This window comes from Pontibacter ruber, assembly GCF_023630205.1.
GTDB lineage: Bacteria > Bacteroidota > Bacteroidia > Cytophagales > Hymenobacteraceae > Pontibacter > Pontibacter ruber.
The window spans coordinates 36099-57141 of sequence record NZ_JALPRR010000004.1; the positions used below are offsets into that span (position 1 = coordinate 36099).

Genomic DNA, 21043 nt, shown 5'->3' on the forward strand with positions numbered 1-21043 from the left:
ACTATTTTGGCTTGTTCCCGTCCTCGATAGAACGTTCTATTTCGCTTTTAATTTCGTTGGTCGCGTCTTTGAATTCACGGATTCCGCGGCCAAAGCTGCGGGCTATACCCGGAATTTTATCTGCTCCAAACAATAACAGGACTGCTGTGAAAATGACCAGCAGTTCTCCGCCTCCCAGGTCACCCAGAAAGAGGAGAACAGTCTCTAAAAGCATATACTCAGACTAAAAAATGCTTAATAGCAGAATTACTTAGTGCGATTATCTTCTTTTACGGAAGTTTCGATGTCGCTTTTGATCTCTTTGGTGGCGTCTTTGAACTCACGTATGCCACGACCCAGGCCTTTTGCCAGTTCCGGGATACGCTTTGCTCCGAACAACAACAGGATAGCAAACAAAATAAGGATTACCTCTGTGCCGCCCAAGCCTCCAATAAATGCAAAAATGTTGGTGGTTACCATAGTCTTAAAAGTTAAGAATTAATTGTTGCAAAAATAAAGTTATTATTTCAAATAAACCCACTATTGATGACATTAGTTTAACTGGCTTCCATTCTGTTAGCAGCAAAGCTGTCTGCATCATCTAGCTGCCGAGACATACGATGCCAATACTGTTTTGGACTTAGAGCAAAGCTAAACTTTGACCACTCAAGTTTCGGGTAACTATAAGTCCCCTTTAACCGTATTCACATAAAAGCAGTTCCTCCGGCGCCGTAATCCGGCGCTGAACTAAAAACAAAATCTCTTCTCGCTTCTGGCACCTTAAGCAGTGTGCTCAGCTATCTTTTCCCAATTTGGAAAATTGTTGTTCCCAAAGTAGGATGATTACAAATCTTTCAAAATAGATATCTATTGATTATCAATCGTTTAAGATTTGATGACTTTTTGGCCCGTAAGTTGTTAATAAGGAAAGAGAGCGCGACAGAGTGCTTGACAAGAGGCGACAAAAAAATAATTTTCCTGAGTTCTGGAAAAAAATATGGTTGCTTAACTAAAACAGTATTGCAGAATTAGTCTGCAGGTTGTATATTAGAATGACTATTTAAAGCGGGCTTATAATAACAGGGCCTGCACCCAAATAAAAGTAATTAAGTTTGTTTTCATAGCTTGGAAAGGCACCCTGCTTTGTAGGGTGTTTTTTTCTTTTATAGCCCTTGCTAAAGTATAAGCTTCTTGGAATTAACTTTTCTGTAGGAGCTAAAGAACGCTCGAAGAACGTTCTTTAGCAGTAAATGTTATTTGGCTCGCAGCCACCCCTGAGGGTTAAGGTTCACATTGTTCTTCCAAATCTGGAACTGCAGCTCGGTGGTGCCGTTTGCATCGGTATAAACAGTGCCGATCACATCTTTGGGCTTCACAGCCTGTCCTTCCGCAACATTTACAGATTTTAGCCTGGCGTATACTACAAAGTACTCCCCGTGTTGTACCATCACAATATTGTTCATGCCCGGAACGCTGGCAACCGTCAGCACTTTGCCTTCGAAAATAGCACGGGCAGATTCGCCCTGAGTTGTCTGGATATCCACGCCACGGTTCTCGATTACCACGCCTTTTAACACAGGGTGGTTGTGGCGGCCAAAACGCTGCGAGATGAAGCCACGTTCTACCGGCCAGGCCAGTCGCCCTTTGTTACCGGCAAAGGACGAGGAAATGAGTGCTGCCTCAGGCGTAAGTGTCATCTTATTGACACTTCCGCTGGAAGCACGTCCTTCTTCACGGGCAGCACGGGCAGCTCTTGCGATCTCTTCCCGCACGATGTCTGCGATCAGGTTATCCAGCTTCTTAACAGCTTGCTGGCGCTGTGCCACTTCTTGTTTTAGATTTGCTTCCTGCTTGCTGAGGCGCGAGATCACACTGTCCTGCTGTGCTTTCAGGCTGTTGAGGTTGCGGTTCTCTACCAGCTGTTTGCTCAGGAGGTTCTTTTTCTCATTCTTTTTGGCCTCCAGTACGTCGAGCTGCCCGGTAAGAGCGGCTTGTACCTTGTTTATCTGCTCTACCTGCTTTTTACGTGCCTCAGAGTACTGTTGCAGGTAGCGCATCCGCATCATCATCTGGTTGAAGGAGTCAGCGGCAAAGAGGAACATGAGCTTGTTGTAGCTGTTGGATGTTTTGGAGGCAGCATACACCATGGTGGCATATTCAGCCTTCAGCTGCTCCAAATCAGACTGGAGCGCGCCTACTATACCCTCGGTTTCCTTTACGCCAGATTCAATGAATGTTAATTCGCGGGAAATGGTTTTGATAACCCCTTTCTGCACCACAATTTTTTCCTGGATAGCATTGAGCTGGCCTATAGAGGCCTCTTTCTGCACTTTGGTTTGCTGCAGAATGCGGTTTGCTTCTTTAATACGGGTGAGGTTTTCCTTCTTTTCCCTTTCTAGTTGCGCCTTTGATTTTTTGCTTTGTGCAAAGCCGGCCAAAGGTAATAGCAACAGCGACAGGAAAAAGGCAGAACGGTAAAGGGCCTTCATGTACGTCTGGTTCTTCTACTCTGAGCTTACAAATATGGCAAATCTAATTGCCAAGAACCAGTTGCCTTCTCAATTTATTACGCTTATAACCTTTTATAGTCCGCTGGCACGGAAAAAGGGAAGTCGAGGGCCTGATCAGTAACAGTAACTTTGCTGTGGTTAAGGTTGAAGCTGGATGTTTGCCCGGTTTGCAGAATCTGGGCATCCAGGGCATGAGCAAACGGAACACTGCCTATGTTCTGAAAACTATCATACTTTACAGAGATCGTATTACCGGTCTGCTGATCCTTTACATCCAATTGCTGCAGTTTCTGATTCTCACGGCCGATGAAATAATCGAAGAGCAGGTTGTTGCGCAGCTGCTGTACATGTTGCAGCTGTTCCTGTTCCATTACTTTTTCTGCCCCGTTGGGTTGGTAGTTGCCCAGCAGCAATGCCTGCAGCACGTTGTAATCTACCTGAACCTTGAATTTGTTGCTCAGGTAACTGTAGCTGGTGGCAGTATACTCTCGGCGCAGGCGGTTCATCACAAATACCGAATCCTGCGTCATTTTGATACGGGCAGCTTCAATGCCCAAGCCCGGCTGCACCGACACCCAAATCACACTGTCTTTGCGTATGCGCATCGATACGCCCGATGAGATGCTTTCCCCTCTGTCTTGCACATTTACCTGACCTTTGGCAGTCAGGTAGCTGAAATCAAGGTTCTGCACAGATACCCGGCCAACGGTTTCGGTAGTAGCCGAAGCTGTGATTGGTACGGTTTCTTTTTTACAGGAGGAGAGAAGTATAAAGCCCAGCAGGTAAAGGAGGATCTGCTTATTCATAAAGTTTCTTTTCTTTTATTTTCCTGTCTATAAAAGCAGAGGCGTCGCCTTTTTGTTTTGCTTTCTGCCACTGCTTTAATGCCTCTTCTTTCTGACCGAGCTTAAACAGTACATCGCCGTAATGTTCTACAATGGTGGCATCGTCTGAAGCAGCAATGGCTTGCTCCAGGTATTTGAGTGCCCCCTGGTAGTCTTCCAGCTTGTACAGTACCCAGGCATAAGTGTCGAGGTAAGTAGGGTTGTTAGGATACTTACTCACCAGCCTTCCTGCCAGTTCTTTGGCTTTGGGCAGGTTTTCGTTACGCAACGACAGGAAATAACTATAGTTGTTGAGTACGTGTTCGTTATCGGCATCGAAGGCTAAAACAGCCTCATACGCCTCATCCGATTTTTTATAGTTCTTAAGGGAGTTGTAGCCGTCGCCGAGCTGCATGTTGAACTGGGCTACCAGTTCCTGCTCACCTGCAGACAGGCGTTTGCCATACTCCAGCGCTTTTACAGCTTTATCATAGTTTTTCTGGATCAGGTGGCCGGTGCCGTTGTAAAACCAGAACACGGCCTGGTTCGGGAATAGCTCCAGTGCCTTTTCTGAATGGATTACCAGCGAATCCGACTGCGACAATTCTGCATCCAGCAACACGATCTGTTGCCAGATCTTAAAATGGGAATCATCCAGCTTCACGGCTTTGAGGTAGTTGGAACGGGCCGCCTGCTTTTTACCCACAATGGTTTGCAGGTCGCCGGCAACCGCATAAGCCTTCGCTTCTTTAGGATGTGATTTGATCGTCAAGTCAACAAGCTCCAACGCTACAGGCTCCAGCTGCGGGTTGGGCAACTGGCTGATGTAATCGACCAAAATGCGAACCTTGGTATCAATATCGAGCTCGGGGCTGGCAAATGCTTTTTTTACCTGTTTCTCCGATTCGGCCATGTTGCCTTTCTGGCGGTTGAGGTCGGAAAGCATCAGGTAGGCAAAAGGGTTGTTAGGCTCCAGGCGCAGTGCTTTCTGAAGTACTTCAATTGCTTTGTCTGTTTTCTGGGAAGCGTTGTAGAGCTCCGCCTGGGCAAGGAAATAGCGTATCTCGGTTGGGTTGGCGGCCAGTAGCTTTTCCCCTTCCTGCACCGCTTTATCCACGTTTTTCTGGCGCAGGTAGATCTGCTGCCGGTTCATGGATACCTGCTCCAGCGGACCAAACTTCTTCTCAATCCGGTCGTAGGTTTTCAGGGCCTCTTCGTAGTTGGCCTGAGACAAGTATAACTCAGCCAGGTTAAACAGGTACTGATCTGAATCCGGGACGTTAGCCAGCAGGTTGTTGTAGGTCTGAGCGGCCTCGTTGTATAGTTTCTGCTCTGAATAGAGCTGGGCCAGCAGCAGGTAATAGTAGGTGTTCTTTTTTTCCTGGGCGATAGCTGCCTGCGCAAACGGAACCCCATCTTTGGGCTTGTCGAGCAGCAGGTACGTTTCGGCCAGCTTGTAGTTTAATGCCGCATTAGACGGAGTGGCCGTGTAGGCCTTCTGGAAGTATTTAAGGGCTTCTTCATAGTCTTCCAGCATAAAGTATTTCATGCCATCCAGAAACATCGCCTCGCCCAGTTGCTTATCCTGTTCGGAAGGCGTAGGCGTAACCGGTACAACCTGTGCCGCCGCCTCACGTGCCGCTTTCGCCCTCTTCTTTTTCTTAGATTGGGCCTGGCTTTCGCCTGTAGCCAGCAGAACCAGGCAGCATACCGCGAGAACAATGTTTCTGAAATGGGTCATGAGACAATTCTATTCTTTAAGCGTATTGTAGTCGCCGAGGCTGAGGTCCGCCTGGCTTCCTTCATAAGAAACAAAACTTCCTAGCATAGAGTTTGTTATGTTCCCATTTTTAACTGTGGTGCTCTCCTGAATGATGGAGTTGTTTACCACAGAATTGTATACGCTGGTGTTGTTTCCTATCGAAACGTATGGCCCTACCACCGAATTGTGGATAACTGCATTCTCACCAATGTATACAGGAGGTATGATCACGGCATTCTGAAGTTGCGCCGTTGAAGCCACCAAGCCTTCCTCATCCTTTATATACTCTAAATAGCGCTGATTGGTGTAAACAGTAGCGTTTTTATTTCCGCAGTCGAGCCACTCTGTTATAACGGCTGGTATAAACTTGGTACCCTTGTTCTTCATGTTCTCGAGCGCATTGGTCAGCTGGTACTCACCTTTGTCGCGGATGTCGTTATCAAGCAGGTACTGCAGCTCGCTGCGCAGGTAGGCACCATCGCGGAAGTAGTAAATGCCGATGATGGCCATATCCGATACAAACTCCTGCGGCTTTTCTATAAAGTCTGTGATTTCGTTGTTTGCGTTCAGTTTGATCACACCAAAGGCTTTCGGGTCTTCCACGCGCTGCACCCAGATGGTGCCGTCTGCATCGGTGTCTAACCGGAAGTCTGCTTTAAAGAGCGTATCGGCGAAGGCCACTACTACTTTGCCATCCAACGACTCCTGTGCACACATGATCGCGTGAGCCGTGCCGAGGGCTTCTTCCTGGTAATAAATGCTGCCTTTAGCCCCAACCGATTGTGCAATACTGCGAAGATCCTGCTCTACGGCCTCACCAAAATGGCCGATAATGAAAGCAACTTCCTCGATTGGCTCGTGGCATACTTTGGCAATGTCTTCTACCAGGCGCTGCACAATAGGTTTGCCCGCAATCGGGATCAGGGGTTTAGGAACAGTGAGGGTATGGGGGCGCATGCGTTTGCCCATACCTGCCATCGGTATAATAATCCTCATAGCTTTAAATTTGTTTTTAAGTAAAGCTATGGCGACGCTGGTCAGCCATAGCTACTGTTTGATTTATCTATTAAGTGTGTATTATTAAGGTTCTGCTAAAGTATAAGCTTACAGGCAGACACCGGTTATGAAAACTACTTGGTGCCGGTGCTGCCGTAGCCGCCTGCCCCGCGCACCGTATCGCTCAGGGTTTCTGCTTCCGTCCACTCAACACGTTCATAGCGGGCAACTACCATCTGAGCAATGCGTTCCCCGTCTTCTACGGTAAACTCCTGTTCTGACAGGTTTACGAGCAACACCTTTATCTCGCCCCGATAATCGGCGTCGATGGTGCCGGGGCTGTTCACGATACCAATACCGTGCTTGTAAGCCAGGCCACTGCGGGGGCGTATCTGCGCCTCATGTCCTTCCGGAAGTTCAATAAACAGGCCTGTAGGTATAAGCGCACGCTGCAGCGGCTTAAGTATAACAGGGGCTTCCAGGTTCGCTCGAAGGTCCATACCAGCAGAATGTGCCGTCTGGTAAGAAGGAAGCGGGTGCTTTGATTGGTTAATGACGTTAACCGGCAGGTTCTTGTTGTTCATCTTTTAAATAAAGATCAAAATTTACGAAAGAAAAAGCCTGGGCGCTCGCGCAGCAGCACAATGGCTGCAAACACAGCAGGCAAAGCCAGGTGTACCAGGTGCCGTACCCAGTAATTCTGGATAGGGACGTACAGCGCCACCAGCACCAGTGCTACCGCCAGCAATACATAGCCTGTAATGGTTTTAACCGGGTAGGGGATCGGGTAGTGGATGTTGCCCAGCAGGTAACTAACCAGCGCCATGCTGAAATAACAGATAAAGGTAGCCCAGGCCGAGCCCATGTAGCCAAGTACAGGTATGAGCAGCAGGTTAAAAAGTATAGTTATGGCTGCGCCGCCAAAACTGATGTAGGTGCCATACTTTGTTTTATCGGTAAGCTTGAACCACACCGACAGGTTATAGTACACGCCCAGGAACAGGTTGGCCAGCAGCAGCACCGGCACCACCATGATGCCTTCGCGGTAAGCTTTGCTGCGCAGGAAAAGGGAAAAGTCTTCCAGGTTAGCTGAAATGAAGAGGAAGATAAAGGCACAGACAATGACAAACCACTTCATGATAAGGGCAAATGTCTGCGGCGAATTTTTATTTTCTGCCTGCGAAAAGAAGAACGGCTCGGCCGCATAACGAAACGCCTGTATGGCCAGCGTCATAAAGATGGAGAGCTTGTAGCAGGCGCTGTAAATACCTACGACAGCCTCGTTGCTGTACTGCGGGTAAAAACCCTCGGGCAACCACTCCTCCAGTAGGATCCGGTCTATCACCTCGTTCACCATGCCGGCCAGTCCCATAAAAAGCAGCGGGTAGGCGTAGGAAAGCATCGGGCGCAGCAGCTCTATGTTCAGCTCAAACCGGAATATGCTGAGCTCGCGCCACAGCATGGGTATGAGCAGCGCATTGGCTACCAGGTTGATCAGGAAAATATAGCCGATACCAAAGTCAGGATCATAGATGTGCGAGACCAGCGGCTGCAGGCCCTGCAAATACTGCCCCTCATAAATGTTGCGGCAGATGACCAGGAAGAACAGGTTGGCGGCCACCGTAATAAGTATGTTTGCCAGCTTGATGGAAGCAAATTTTATGGCTTTGTTCTGCAGCCGGAGCCAGGCAAACGGTATGGCCACAATGGCGTCGATGGCAAGTATAAGCGCCAGCCAGACGATGTAGTTCTGTTCCTGCGGGGAGTAATCCTTATAATCGGCTATAGTGCCCGAGGCAAGTATAAGTATGGCTGTGAAAACAGCGCTCGAACTGAGGATGAGGCTGAGTACCTGGTTGTAGAGCCTGGGCCTGTCTGCTCCGGGCTTGTTGGCAAACCGGAAAAAGGCAGTCTCCATGCCGTACGTATACAGGATGTTAAAGAAGCCGACAAAAGCATACAGGTACGAAACCACCCCATACTCTGCCGGAAGGAAAACGGCTGTATAAACCGGCACAAGCAGGTAGTTGAGCGCTCTGCCCACTATACTGCTTAAACCATAGGCAGCCGTTTGCCCGACCAATTTCTTGGCTATACTCATGCGTTTGGTAGGAAGGGTCGGGTAAAAGTAATCTGTTTATTTGCCTGTGAAAACAGGCTTACGTTTTTCAAGGAAGGCACTGGTACCTTCTATAAAGTCCTGAGAGGTGCAGCAGCGGGCAAACGAATTTGCCTCTGTCTGGTAGCCATCCTCGTCTTTGGTATACACTGCGTTCACACACTCGATCACCAGGCCAATGGCTAACGGAGCTTTTGATAAGATCTTTTGCATGATCTCAAAGCACTTTGGCATTAGCTCCTCCTGCGAGGTAACATGGTTTACCAGGCCAAGCTCCAGCGCTTCCTGCGCCGATACCATATCACCGGTCATCATCAGTTCCATGGCTTTGCCTTTGCCGATGAGCTGCGTCAGGCGTTGTGTGCCGCCGTAGCCAGGGATCACACCCAGGTTTACTTCCGGCTGGCCGAAGCGGGCGTTGTTGCTGGCTACCCGTATGTGGCAGGCCATTGCCAGTTCGCAGCCGCCACCCAGGGCAAAACCATTCACAGCAGCAATTACGGGCTTGTTGCAACGCTCAATCATGCTGAATACCTCCTGGCCACGCTCTGCAAAGCTGCGGGCATTCACATCGCTTAGTTCGGCGATTTCTGAGATGTCGGCACCTGCAACAAATGCTTTCGGACCGGCTCCTACGAAGATGACACCCCGGATCGACGGATCATCATATACCTGCTGAATTGCATTTCTGATCTCCTTTACCGTTTCAATGTTGAGGGCATTCAGCTTGTCCTCTCTGTTGATTGTGATGGTCAGGATGTTGTCTTGTATATGTAGCAGCAGGTTTTCGTATGTAGCCATAGTTTGATTTAGATCTATTCAAAAAAATCCTTTTTCGGACACAAATATAGCAATTTCGGTAATTCATTGAACAGCAATTTCGCAAACTTGCCTCCTCAGCTTGCCTGCAGTTTCAACTTTAAAGTTTATATTCTATATTCATACTTTAAGTTCAACGATAAAGCTTGAGAAAACATGGGATTTTTATCTGAATTCAAAACCTTCGCTATGAAGGGTAACGTAATCGACCTGGCTGTTGGTGTGGTGATCGGGGCTGCTTTTGGTGGCATCACCAAATCTTTGGTAGAAGATATCATTATGCCGCCGCTGGGCCTGCTGATCAGCAATGTAGATTTTTCAGCGCTCAAGCTGGTGCTTAAAGAACCTGTGACATTGAACGGAGAAGTAGTAGCGCAAGCCGTATCGATCAATTATGGCAATTTTCTGCAGACCTTGATCAACTTCCTGATCATCGCTTTTGCTATTTTCCTGCTGGTTCGGCTCATCAACCAGCTGCGTGTTAAAGAAGCCGCGAAACCTGCCCCGGCTGTTGACAAACAGGAAGTTCTGCTCGCCGAGATCCGCGATCTGTTAAAGGGCGATAACAAAGTAGCAGCCACAGACCCGCACAAAAAGATTGTTTAACCTATTTTATACTTCATGTATCATTTTTTTACCCGCTTACTAACTTTTACAGTCATACTTTACACGATTGGTGCAGCCACTGCTTCGGCGCAGGAGGTAGTACCGGATACAACTACCCGCAACATCTGGGATTTCGGTGGCGTCGGCACGATCAACTTCAGCCAGGTGAGCCTCAGTAACTGGGCCGCCGGAGGCCAGAACTCTGTGTCGATGCTGGGCATTGCCAATATTTATGCGAACTATAAGAAAGGGAAAAATACCTGGAATAACTCTCTGGACGTAACCTATGGCAACGTGAAACTGGAAAATCAGCGCGTCCGGAAAAGTGACGATCGGTTGGAGTTGAACCTGAAGTACGGAAGGCAGGCCTCCAGTAAGTGGTTTTATACAACCCAGTTTAACCTGAGAACGCAGCTGACGCCTACCTATACCGAGACCCGGGATTCCATCATGTCCAACTTTCTTTCGCCTGCTTTTATGCTGGCATCCATCGGTATGGACTACAAGCCAAACGAAAAGCTGTCGGTGTTCATCTCGCCAGTTACCGGTAAGTTTACCTTTGTGGAGAGCCAGCGGATGGCAGATGCCGGAGCCTTTGGGGTGAAGCCGGCCCAAAGAGATGTTTCCGGTGATGTTATACCCAATACGGGCGAAAGGCTGCGCGAAGAGTTTGGTGGCTTTGTCAATGTCCGTTTTAAGCACGAACTGGTGCAGAATGTTACGCTGCAGTCCAAGTTGGATCTTTTTTCGAACTACATGCGGAATCCGCAGAATGTGGATATGAACTGGGAGAACCTCCTGAATTTTAAAGTAAACAAATTCATTGCTGCGAGTTTGTTTGTGCATATGGTATACGACGATGACATCAACATCAACCAGGACCGCGACGAGGATGGTGAGATTGACAGCAAAGGCCCCCGGTTGCAGGTAAAGGAGACCCTAGGCATAGGCTTATCTTATAAATTTGATTAGCCGAACTTTTTTAAAATGTTATGATGTTGTGTGCCAAAATGTATACATTACAATCTTTATTACGTTGTATACTTGCAACAACATTTTGTTTATGAAGAAATTAATTCTTTCTATAACCTTCCTCGGGTTGCTGTTTTTTGCTTCACAAGCTGCTGCACAAACAAGCCAAAGCAGTACCGGCTCCAGTACAAAAGATGAATACTGGGGAACTGCCAAAGCAGAAGATAAAGGTGCTTCAGCGGATGCTGTTGGCCGCAGAGCCAACGGGCTTGATACGCGCTGGAATGCCTACGAAGATTCGCGCCGTAACAAGTTTACGAAAGACCGTGTCAAGAACAGCAAAAAGATGAAAGCGATCCTTAAAAAAGAAAAGGAGATGCATCGCAAGCACAAACGTGACAAGCGCCGTTTAGCCCGCTCGATGTAATAAATTCATTACCCTAAAGTATAAAAGGCCACCGGTTTACTGGTGGCCTTTTGCTTTGCCGGGAGTATAAACAAAGTATACTGCCGGAAGTTGCTGAAAACAAAAAAGGCCCTGCATTTGCAGGGCCTTTTTTGTTACTTGGTTTATACTTAAAGCGTACGCTTCACTTCTTTTTCTTCGTAAGCTTCGATGATGTCGCCTACCTGGATGTCGTTGTAACCCTTCAGGCTGATACCGCACTCGTATCCTTGTCTTACTTCTGCTACATCGTCCTTGAAGCGCTTCAGCGCCAGGATCTCGCCATCCAGTACTACGATACCATCACGGATCAGGCGTACTTTGGCGTTACGGTGGATGTTGCCATCTGTAATCATACAACCTGCGATCGTACCCACTTTACTGATTCGGAATACCTCGCGTACTTCTGCGTTACCGGTGATTTCTTCTTTCAGGGTTGGTGCAAGCATACCTTCCATCGCTGCCTTCACTTCGTTGATCGCGTCGTAGATGATCGAGTACAGACGAACGTCGATCTGCTCCTGCTCAGCCAGCTTACGCGCGTTCTGAGACGGACGTACCTGGAAGCCGATGATGATCGCATCCGAAGCAGAGGCCAGCAACACATCTGATTCAGAGATGGCACCTACACCTTTACCGATGATGTTCACCTGAACTTCGTTCGTAGACAGTTTCAGCAAGGAGTCAGAAAGTGCTTCTACCGAGCCGTCCACGTCACCTTTCACGATCACGTTAAGCTCTTTGAAGGAACCGATAGCCAGTCGGCGACCGATCTCGTCCAGGGTAATGTGTTTTCTGGTTCTCAAGCTCTGCTCACGCAGTACCTGTGCACGGTTCGAAGCAATTTCTCGGGCCTCACGCTCAGAGTCCATTACCACAAACTTATCACCTGCCTGCGGCGCACCATCCAGACCCAGCAACTGTACCGGGGTAGACGGGCCTGCTTCTTTCATCTTCTTGCCGCGGTGGTCGGTCATGGCTTTTACTCTACCGTAGTGAGAGCCGGCCAGTACCACATCACCGATGCGCAATGTACCTGTCTGTACCATTACTGTGGCTACATAACCACGGCCTTTGTCCAGAGATGCTTCGATTACGGTACCTACTGCCTGGCGGTGCGGATTCGCTTTCAGCTCCAGCATTTCAGCCTCAAGCAATACTTTCTCCAACAGGTCAGGTATACCGATACCTGATTTGGCAGATACTTCCTGCGACTGGTATTTACCACCCCATTCTTCTACCAGGATGTTCATCTGGGCAAGTTCTTCACGAACTTTGTCCGGGTTGGCAGCTGGCTTATCAATTTTGTTCAGCGCAATTACAATCGGTACACCGGCTGCCTGCGCATGGTTGATCGCTTCTTTTGTCTGTGGCATCACCGAGTCGTCGGCAGCTACCACGATAATAACAACGTCGGTTATTTTGGCACCACGGGCACGCATGGCGGTAAAGGCCTCGTGACCCGGCGTATCCAGGAAGGTGATGGTACGGCCACTTTCGGTTTTTACCTTGTAGGCACCGATGTGCTGCGTAATACCACCGGCCTCACCGGCTGTAACGTTTGCATTTCTAATGTAGTCGAGCAAGGAAGTTTTACCATGGTCAACGTGACCCATGATGGTTACGATTGGCGCACGCTCTACCAGGTCTGCTTCGTTTTCTTCCTCACTTTTCTCCAGGGCCTGCTCTTCCTCTGTGGTGATGAACTCAATGTTGTAGCCAAATTCATCCGCAATGATGGTAAGGGCTTCTGCGTCAAGGCGCTGGTTGATGGACACGAACATGCCCAGCTGCATACATACCTTGATAACCTCGTTCACCGACACGTTCATCATGGAGGCCAGGTCATTTGCAGAGATAAATTCAGTTACACGCAGTGTCTTCGACTCTGCCTGCTCCATCATTCTGCGCTCCTCTGTTGCATCGGCAATAGCTGAACGCTTCTCGCGACGATACTTGGCACGGTTGCCGGAAGTACCTTTGCCACCACTTAGCTTAGCAAGTGTAGCTTTGATTTGCTCCTGGATTTCCTTATCGGTTACCTCAGCCTTTTCAGGGCGTGGAGCAAAGTTCTCTCGTCGAGGGCCTGGGCCGCCTGGACGTTGTCCCGGTCCTCCTGGTCTCTGTCCCGGACCACCCGGACGCTGACCAGGTCCGCCGCCCTGCGGACGGTTGCCCTGATAGCCCTGGCCTTGTGGTCGCTGCTGTCCTTGGCCTTGCGGCGAGCCGGTTTGCTGGCCCTGCTGCCCTGGTTGTCCTGGCTGCTCCGGATTGGCAACCATGATGCGCTTGCGCTTTTTCTTCTTATTGCCGTTCTCCCTTTTGTCAGAAGATGCTACCGGTTTTGTGCCTTTTCTGCGCTGGTCTGGCAATTCAATCTTGCCAAGTACAGTAAGACCCTTCAGCTGGTCGGCTTTGCCTGTAATCGTTTCTATTTGTTCTGGTTCTTTTTCTGCAATAGGTGTGGCCGGTTGCTCAGGCGCTTTAGGCGCAGGAGCTTCAGCTGCCACGGGTGCTGCTGGTCGCTCAGCTGCCGGAGGGGCAGGTGCTGCCGCAGCAGGCCGCACAGGAGCGGTTGGCTGCGGTGCAACAGGTGCTTCTTCGCGTGGCGCAGGAGCTTCCACTGGCTTCTCTACAGGAGCTTCCGGCGCTTTTGGTGCTGTAGGCTCTGCCGGTGCTTGTGGAGGTGTTTGCGCTGCCGGAGCAGGAGCCGGAGTTGGCGCCGGTGCCGGTGCTGCAGGTTTCTCAACTACAGGTTCAGCAGGCGCTGCTGCAGCTGCAGGAGCTTGTGGCTGCGGAGCCGGCTTCTGAGGCACAGGTCTGCCTTTCGCGTCCAGTTCGATCTTGCCCAGCACTTTGATGCCAGGAAGCTTGGATGTGGCAGCGGGCTCTTCCGTTTTCGGCTGAGCTGCTGGCTTTGGTTCAGCTTCTGGTTTTGGCTGGCTTGCATTCTTGATCAGGATTTCCTGTTCAGGCTCGCTTGACTTTTTCACTTCGTGGTGATGCTCCGTCTCAACAACCTGGTTGCTTTGAGGCTTCTTGCCGATATGGAGCTCTTCCGCTACTGCTTTATCTTGCATAGAGGAAGCGAATTCTTTAGCCAGCATACTGAACTGCTCTGCCGTGATCTTGGTAGTGGGTTTGTTTTCCACGTCAAAACCTTTAGCAGAGAGGTAATCTACAATGGTAGATGTACCAATGTTTAAAGTAGTTGCAACCTGTTTAAGCCTCCTTATTTGTTCTTCTGCCATGTTCTATAATATGCTGTCTTTTATTCTTTAATGTATGGATAAGTTGCTTCCTCTTAACTAAGTAAGAGGTTGTGCTCCATCTGCCGGATAATTCTTCAAAATTACGCTAATGGAGCACAACTAACAACTATTGATTATCTTCTGACTCAAACTCTTCACGAAGGATAGAAAGCACATCGTCAATGGTTTCTTCCTCCAGCTCTGTTCTGCGCAGCAAGTCTTCTTTCGTTACTGCCAGCACACTTTTTGCGGTGTCAAGGCCGATGCGGCGTAACTCGGCAATTACCCAGTCTTCGATCTCGTCAGAGAACTCATCCAGCGTAATGTCCTCTTCGTACGTTTCAGACTCACGGAATACGTCGATCTCCATGCCTACCAGTTTGCTGGCAAGCTTGATGTTCTGGCCACCTTTACCGATTGCCAGAGATACCTGGTCCGGCTTCAGGAACACCGAAACGCGGCCGTTCTCTTCGTCGATCTTCATGCTGCTGATCTTGGCCGGGCTCAGGGCACGCTGGATGTATAGCTCCAGGTTATCGGTATAGTTGATGACGTCGATGTTTTCGTTTTCCAGTTCGCGCACGATGCTGTGGATACGCGAACCTTTCATACCTACGCAGGCACCTACCGGGTCAATGCGGTCGTCGAACGATTCTACGGCTACCTTGGCACGCTCGCCCGGCTCACGCACAATCTTTTTGATGGCGATCAGGCCGTCAAAAATCTCCGGCACTTCGTTTTCGAACAGGCGCTCCAGGAAAGCCGGCGACGTACGGGAAAGTATGATTTTCGGGTTACCGTTCACAATTTCCACGCGCTGCACTACGGCACGTACCACGTCACCTTTACGATAACGGTCTTTCGGGATCTGCTCACCTTTCGGGATAAGCAGTTCGTTTTCTTCCTGATCTAGTAACAACACTTCGCGGTTCCATACCTGGTATACTTCACCAGAGATGATCTCGCCTACCAGGTCTTTATACTTCTGGAACAGGAGTTCTTTCTCCATGTCTTTGATGCGCTGGATCAGCGTCTGGCGGGCAGTAAGTACGGCGCGACGGCCGAAGTCTTCCAGTTGTATCTCTTCCGATACTTCTTCGCCTACCTCAAAGTCAGGCTCGATCTTACGAGCTTCCGAAAGGCTGATCTTATCATGATCCCAGATGTCTTCGGAATTGTCGTCCACGATTTCGCGGTTACGCCAGATCTCCAGGTCACCTTTCTCCACGTTCAGGATGATGTCAAAGTTCTCGTCGGTACCCCACTTCTTGCGGATCATGGTGCGGAAAACGTCCTCCAGGATGCGCATCATGGTCGGGCGGTCAATGTTCTTGAATTTCGCAAATTCAGCGAACGACTCGATCAGGACTGAACTGTTCATTATTTTCTCATTTAAAAGATATTACAACATTCGCTTTTACAATTTCCCCGAAAGGTATTTGCACAGGCACATACGTTGCCTTTTTGCCTTTTTGTTTTATTTCCTCCGTCAGGTTAATGCCCTCTGTGGTTACTTCTTCCAGTTTGCCGGTCTTCTCTGTGCCGTCCTGCAGTTTTAGTTTCAGGTTGCGGCCTACGTTGCGCTGAAACTGTTTTGGCTGCGTCAGCGGGAAATCCACACCCGGCGAACTTACTTCGATCGTATAGCTTAGTTCTTCGCCAAATGCCTCTTCAATTTTTTTGCTGATTCGGCGGCTGATCGTAGCACACTGGTCTATCGTTATCCCTTGTTCGCCATCGGCCAGCACGGTTACTTTCGGCCGGACCGGTGAATCAGACACTGTTACATCCACAATAAACAGATCGTTTTCCGGAAGGCTGCCTTCCGCCATTGCCCGTATCGTTTGCGCCGTTAGTGCCATAGTTAACTTAAAGAAAATAAAGAAGGGGACTTCGTGTCCCCTCATCTCCTCGGATATAATTTCACAAATTTACTACAAAAACATTATATAAACAACATGTGCCGTGCTGCATGCTTTAATTTAATGTTACCTGTTAGCAGAAGGAGAGCAGCCGAATCGTTTTACATCATCAGCCGGCCGGGAGTGGTGTAGCGTTATCAGATAAACACGCCTGTGTGGTATATAGTTCGTTGAAGCCTGTTCTGCATCGGAATTTATTGTGTACGGCTAGTATTTAGCACAAGAATTATAGAAGCGGGCATAGCATACATACATGCATAATTTGTAAGTTTGCTATCGTGTCAGGAACATTTAAGGAAATAAGGCGGAAACTTTGGTTCATTCTGAACATCGGGGTGGTACTCTGGGTGTTATTGGGTGCTTATTGCATGCTGGTGCCTCCCTACGAGTTCTGGCCGGCTGCCTTCATCGCATTCTCCTTGCCGGCTGCCCTGGTGTTGAACATTCTTTTTCTGCTGTACTGGCTCGTAAAGCGGTCTTGGTATGTGGTGTTGCCTCTGTCTGTGCTGCTGCTTGGCTGGAACTATTACGCAAGATTGCTGGCAATAAACCCCGGGACCGAAGAGCCTGAGCAGGAGAAAAAAACATTGCAGGTGCTCAGTTTTAATACCCATGCCTTTAGTGCGTACGATGATAAGGAAGCAGGCAACTCCAGCGCCTCCAAAGAAATGATCGAGTGGGTATCTACGCACCCGGCCGATGTATACTGCCTGCAGGAATTCTACAGCAGACACAACTCTGATGTATACAACACGATCAGTAGAATTGGCATCCGCTACGACAAGCACCATTATTTCACGACATCGCAGTCCGACCGCTACAATGCACGATTCGGAATAGCTATTTTCTCAAAATATCCTATTGTTGATGAAGGTGTTATCTTGTTTGGTGACAAAAGTGCCAATCGGGTAGCCTGGGCAGATCTGGATGTAAAAGGCGATACTATAAGAGTGTATGCCGTGCACCTGCAGTCCATGAGTATCAAGGCAACAGATATTGAGAATACCTATTCTTCCATCGGGAACGAGGACAGTTTTAAGAGGGAAGGACGTAACCTGGCCCGGCGCCTGCGTAAAGGTTTTATTGCCCGCGGCCACCAGGTAGAGTTGCTGATCGAGCATTTCCAGAAGTCGCCTTATCCGTTTATTGTGTGCGGCGACTTTAACGACATTCCGTTCAGTTATACTTACAACGAACTGGCAAAGGAACTGGACAATGCCATGGTAGAGGCGGGCACCGGGGTGGGAGCAACCTACAACGGCCCGATTCCATTTCTGCGCATCGATAACCAGTTTTACAGCAAAGGCCTGCGCGCCTATAACTTTAAGACCTACTATGATATGGGCCTCTCTGATCACTTCCCAATTTCGGCAAAGTATGTGCTGGAGAAAGAGGAGCGTTAGGAGATAGGGCGCTTTATTTTTAGTTTTGAACCACCAGCTGCCGCTAGAAGAAGTGCAGCAAGTATAAATTATAGAACACCCCAGGGTGGTCTTCGGTTAAAATAAACCATGCAACAGAAACTAAGTTTATACAACACGCTAACGCGCAAGAAAGAAGTGTTCGAACCACTGCATGCTCCTTTTGTGGGGATGTATGTCTGCGGGCCAACCGTATACGGTGAGCCGCATTTAGGCCACGCCCGCAGCGCTGTTACGTTTGATGTACTGTACCGCTACCTCAAATACCTGGGGTATAAAGTGCGTTATGTGCGCAACATCACCGATGTGGGACACCTGGAAAACGACGCGGACGAAGGAGAAGACAAGATCCAGAAAAGAGCGAAACTGGAGCACCTCGAACCGATGGAGGTGGTGCAGCACTATACCAACGTTTACCATAAGGATATGGACAAACTGAACGTGCTGCGGCCTGATATAGAACCGCGCGCGTCCGGCCATATCATCGAGCAGATCGCCATGATTCAGGAGATACTGGAAAATGGAATGGCCTACGTGGTGAACGGCTCGGTATACTTTGATGTGCCTGCCTATCACAAGAACCACAACTATGGGCGACTTTCCGGCCGCATCATCGAGGACCTGCTGAGCAACACCCGCGAAACGGAAGGGCAGGGAGAAAAGCGCTCGCCACTGGATTTTGCGCTTTGGAAAAAAGCATCCCCGTCGCACATCATGCGCTGGCCTTCGCCGTGGAGCGACGGCTTCCCGGGTTGGCACCTGGAGTGCTCGGCCATGAGCCGCAAATACCTGGGCACCACTTTTGATATTCACGGCGGCGGCCTTGACCTGATGTTTCCGCACCACGAATGCGAGATCGCGCAGAGCCAGGCAAGCCATAACCACACCGATGCTGCCCGCTACTGGGTTCACAACAACATGATCACCGTGAACGGGCAGAAGATGGGCAAATCGCTGGGTAACTTTATCAACCTGAGCGAGCTTTTCAGCGGCAAGCACGAGCTGCTTACCAGCAAGTACTCGCCCATGACCATCCGCTTCTTTATACTTCAGGCGCACTACCGCAGCACCCTCGATTTCAGTAACGAGGCCCTGCAGGCTGCGCGCAAAGGCTACACCAAGCTGATGAACGGATTGCACGTGCTGCAAAAGCTCCAGTACCAGGAGGAGAACGAAAACGGCACGCCGGATGAGAAGCTGAATGCCGAGATTCAGAAGTTGATAGAGGATTGCTTCCGTGGCCTGAGCGACGACCTGAACACGGCACGCACCATTGCATCGCTGTTCAACCTGCTCAAGAAGATCAACAGCTTCTATTTAGGACAGCTGCCGCTGAGCGCCCTTACCCGCGGTACTTTTGACTACATGAGCAACACTTATAAAGAGCTGGTGCTGGATGTGCTGGGCCTGAAAGAGGAGCCGCTGGGTGACATGGAAGACATGCTGGACCTGGTGCTTGATTTTTACAAAGAAGCGAAAGAAGCGAAAGCTTACGATAAAGTGGACACGATACGAGCTGAGCTGAAAAAGCAGGGCATCGTGATCAAAGACCTTAAAACCGGAGTAGACTGGGCTTATGAAGAATAAAATGAACTGGCTGGCACTGCTGTTTTGCGCTACCTTTGCTTTCTCCGGATGCGACTCTTCAGAAAAAGGCGGAGGTGAGCAGGTGCAGGTTGTGGAGGAAGAAGAAGCTGCTGCCGTTGCAGCACCTGATTTCAATGCCGATTCGGCGTACCAGTACATCGCCCGGCAGGTGGCATTTGGTCCGCGTGTGCCCAACACGCCGGGGCACTATGCTACCGGTGAGTGGATCATCAGCAAACTGAAAGAGTACGGAGCAGAGGTGCAGGTGCAGAGTTTTCAGATGAAAGCTTTCGATGGGAAAATGCTGAACCTGCGCAACATCGTAGCCTCCTATAATCCGGATGCGGCCAACCGCGTGCTACTGGCTGCCCACTGGGATACCCGCCCTTTTGCCGACAAGGACGCAAACGATCCTAAAAAACCCATTGCAGGTGCCAACGACGGCGGCAGTGGCGTTGGTGTGCTTTTAGAGATTGCCCGAACCCTGCATACGGCACAGCAGAAGCCGGACGTGGGAGTGGATCTGATCTTCTTTGACGGAGAAGACTACGGCCAGCCGGACGACAGTGAGTTGCCTTACCAGGATGATACCTGGTGCCTGGGTGCGCAGTACTGGAGCAAGAACAAGCATACACCAAACTATAAAGCCAAGTATGGGATACTGTTAGATATGGTTGGTGCCGAGAATGCAAAGTTTGCGCGCGAGGGTACCTCGATGCAGTATGCCAAAAACGTGGTGGACAAAGTATGGAAGGCCGGCAACAAACTCGGTTACTCCGATTACTTTAAGTATGTGAATGCGCCTGCTATTACCGACGACCACTCGTATGTGAATGCCTGGGGAAACATCCCGATGATTGATATCATTGAATACAACATGGGGGCAGCGGACGGAGATTACTTCGGACCATACCATCACCGCCATACCGACAACCTGGACGTGATCAGCAAAAATACACTAAAGGCAGTAGGGCAAACCGTGCTGCACGTGGTATACAACGAGTAATTTATACTTTGCAATAAAAAGAAAGGGCGCCTCCGTAGGCGACCTTTCTTTTTATTGCTGTTGCTGGCCCGAAGCTACCAGACGATCCTGGCTTAGCCTGTCTACCGTAATTTCAGAAAACTTCTCTGCCGCTTTGCGCAGGCTGGAAGGACTGTAGGATCTGGATTGGGCGGACCACATTAACTGCTCTGTCTGGGTATCATACAGATTTGTTTCCAGGTAATAAATTTTCTCTTCGGTGTAATAGCCGGGTTGGTACAACATCGGGTACCAGTAAGCATAATACCCACCATACCAGCCGTACCAGTATGGTCCTGCCATCGGATAATAATCATAATAACCCGGTACATAATGTGTTTCGGTCTTTTCGTCTATCAGCGCTGCGGTCAGTATCGCATCGTAGTTGTAGCTGTGGAGCCTTTCCATCATCAGGTCCAGGTCCAGTCCGTCTTTACTCATTCCATGGGCGGGAGGGAAAATATCAATGCTTCTGGTGGCCTCGATGCCCCGCTGGCGTAGCTGCATCTGCAAATCGCTTTCGACCTCCTGCCTTGCCAGAATCTGATCAGTGAGGGCCACCACCACAATTTTACCATAAGGCTTTGCTACATCCGGGCTTCTCCAGGAGCCGGTAAGCTGTGTGGAAGAGGCGCATCCGATAAGGAACAGCGTCAACAGCGAAATGGCGACCACCAGAATAATTCTTTCTGTAGCCTTCGAAATTATTGTTGCCATCTGAATATCAGGTTATTGTATATAAATAATAACGATTTAAATTAAAATTAGATATAAGGAAGATGGTAATGATATTGGGAAAACAGAGG

Annotated in this window: 19 protein-coding genes; 6 read left to right on the forward strand and 13 right to left on the reverse strand. The window is 49.3% G+C overall.

Going from position 1 to position 21043, the window contains the following annotated elements:
• Position 1: 1 nt before the first annotated feature.
• From MJ611_RS16765 to MJ611_RS16805, 9 genes are all read right to left on the reverse strand, one after another.
• On the reverse strand, positions 2-214 hold the full coding sequence (locus MJ611_RS16765) for a Sec-independent protein translocase subunit TatA/TatB (RefSeq protein ID WP_250431460.1): 213 nt from the start codon (positions 212-214) through the stop codon (positions 2-4).
• A 32-nt stretch (positions 215-246) separates the two neighbouring features.
• Entirely contained in the window at positions 247-459 is a 213-nt protein-coding gene (locus MJ611_RS16770) for a Sec-independent protein translocase subunit TatA/TatB (RefSeq protein ID WP_250431462.1), read from the reverse strand.
• A gap of 773 nt (positions 460-1232) precedes the next feature.
• Positions 1233-2468 (reverse strand): murein hydrolase activator EnvC family protein, encoded by a 1236-nt coding sequence (locus MJ611_RS16775; RefSeq protein WP_250431464.1) that lies wholly within the window; start codon positions 2466-2468, stop codon positions 1233-1235.
• 83 nt (positions 2469-2551) lie between these two features.
• On the reverse strand, positions 2552-3295 hold the full coding sequence (locus MJ611_RS16780) for a DUF4292 domain-containing protein (protein WP_250431465.1): 744 nt from the start codon (positions 3293-3295) through the stop codon (positions 2552-2554).
• Positions 3288-5054: a tetratricopeptide repeat protein gene (locus tag MJ611_RS16785; RefSeq protein WP_250431467.1), complete on the reverse strand. Its 1767-nt coding sequence runs from the start codon at positions 5052-5054 to the stop codon at positions 3288-3290. The genes MJ611_RS16780 and MJ611_RS16785 overlap by 8 nt, the downstream gene beginning before the upstream one ends.
• 9 nt (positions 5055-5063) lie before the next feature.
• On the reverse strand, positions 5064-6071 hold the full coding sequence (locus tag MJ611_RS16790) for a sugar phosphate nucleotidyltransferase (RefSeq protein WP_250431469.1): 1008 nt from the start codon (positions 6069-6071) through the stop codon (positions 5064-5066).
• Positions 6072-6205: 134 nt separating this feature from the next.
• The gene (gene dut, locus MJ611_RS16795) at positions 6206-6655 is read right to left on the reverse strand and encodes a dUTP diphosphatase (protein WP_250431471.1); all 450 of its coding nucleotides are present in this window, start codon (positions 6653-6655) and stop codon (positions 6206-6208) included.
• Between the two features lie 14 nt (positions 6656-6669).
• Positions 6670-8172, reverse strand: coding sequence for a lipopolysaccharide biosynthesis protein (locus tag MJ611_RS16800; protein WP_250431473.1), 1503 nt, complete (start codon positions 8170-8172; stop codon positions 6670-6672).
• Between the two features lie 36 nt (positions 8173-8208).
• Entirely contained in the window at positions 8209-8991 is a 783-nt protein-coding gene (locus tag MJ611_RS16805; RefSeq protein ID WP_250431474.1) for an enoyl-CoA hydratase/isomerase family protein, read from the reverse strand.
• A 174-nt stretch (positions 8992-9165) separates the two neighbouring features.
• On the opposite strand from MJ611_RS16805, the gene mscL reads away from it, so the two are divergent.
• From mscL to MJ611_RS16820, 3 genes are all read left to right on the forward strand, one after another.
• Positions 9166-9615 carry a large-conductance mechanosensitive channel protein MscL gene (mscL, locus tag MJ611_RS16810; RefSeq protein WP_250431476.1) on the forward strand — a complete coding sequence of 150 codons (450 nt, stop codon included), beginning with the start codon at positions 9166-9168 and terminating at the stop codon, positions 9613-9615.
• Between the two features lie 15 nt (positions 9616-9630).
• Positions 9631-10587, forward strand: a complete 957-nt coding sequence (locus tag MJ611_RS16815) for a DUF3078 domain-containing protein (protein ID WP_250431478.1) — start codon at positions 9631-9633, stop codon at positions 10585-10587.
• 91 nt (positions 10588-10678) lie between these two features.
• The gene (locus tag MJ611_RS16820; RefSeq protein WP_250431480.1) at positions 10679-11014 is read left to right on the forward strand and encodes a hypothetical protein; all 336 of its coding nucleotides are present in this window, start codon (positions 10679-10681) and stop codon (positions 11012-11014) included.
• A gap of 149 nt (positions 11015-11163) precedes the next feature.
• Here MJ611_RS16820 and infB read toward each other — a convergent pair whose 3' ends face one another.
• The 3 genes from infB to MJ611_RS16835 form a co-directional block, all read right to left on the reverse strand.
• Positions 11164-14283 carry a translation initiation factor IF-2 gene (infB, locus tag MJ611_RS16825; RefSeq protein WP_250431482.1) on the reverse strand — a complete coding sequence of 1040 codons (3120 nt, stop codon included), beginning with the start codon at positions 14281-14283 and terminating at the stop codon, positions 11164-11166.
• A 127-nt stretch (positions 14284-14410) separates the two neighbouring features.
• Positions 14411-15664 (reverse strand): transcription termination factor NusA, encoded by a 1254-nt coding sequence (nusA, locus tag MJ611_RS16830; RefSeq protein ID WP_250431484.1) that lies wholly within the window; start codon positions 15662-15664, stop codon positions 14411-14413.
• Positions 15665-15671: 7 nt separating this feature from the next.
• Complete coding sequence (locus MJ611_RS16835) at positions 15672-16145, reverse strand: ribosome maturation factor RimP (protein ID WP_250431486.1); 474 nt, start codon at positions 16143-16145, stop codon at positions 15672-15674.
• 338 nt (positions 16146-16483) lie between these two features.
• On the opposite strand from MJ611_RS16835, the gene MJ611_RS16840 reads away from it, so the two are divergent.
• The 3 genes from MJ611_RS16840 (at position 16484) to MJ611_RS16850 (ending at position 20219) form a co-directional block, all read left to right on the forward strand.
• Positions 16484-17608, forward strand: a complete 1125-nt coding sequence (locus MJ611_RS16840) for an endonuclease/exonuclease/phosphatase family protein (RefSeq protein ID WP_250431488.1) — start codon at positions 16484-16486, stop codon at positions 17606-17608.
• A 108-nt stretch (positions 17609-17716) separates the two neighbouring features.
• A complete protein-coding gene (cysS, locus tag MJ611_RS16845; protein WP_250431489.1) occupies positions 17717-19213 on the forward strand; it encodes a cysteine--tRNA ligase in 1497 nt (498 codons plus the stop codon).
• Positions 19203-20219 carry a M28 family peptidase gene (locus tag MJ611_RS16850; RefSeq protein WP_250431491.1) on the forward strand — a complete coding sequence of 339 codons (1017 nt, stop codon included), beginning with the start codon at positions 19203-19205 and terminating at the stop codon, positions 20217-20219. Before cysS ends, MJ611_RS16850 begins: the two co-directional genes overlap by 11 nt.
• Before the next feature lie 51 nt (positions 20220-20270).
• On the opposite strand, the gene MJ611_RS16855 is transcribed toward MJ611_RS16850, so the two are convergent.
• Positions 20271-20954: a hypothetical protein gene (locus MJ611_RS16855; protein ID WP_250431493.1), complete on the reverse strand. Its 684-nt coding sequence runs from the start codon at positions 20952-20954 to the stop codon at positions 20271-20273.
• Positions 20955-21043 lie beyond the last annotated feature (89 nt).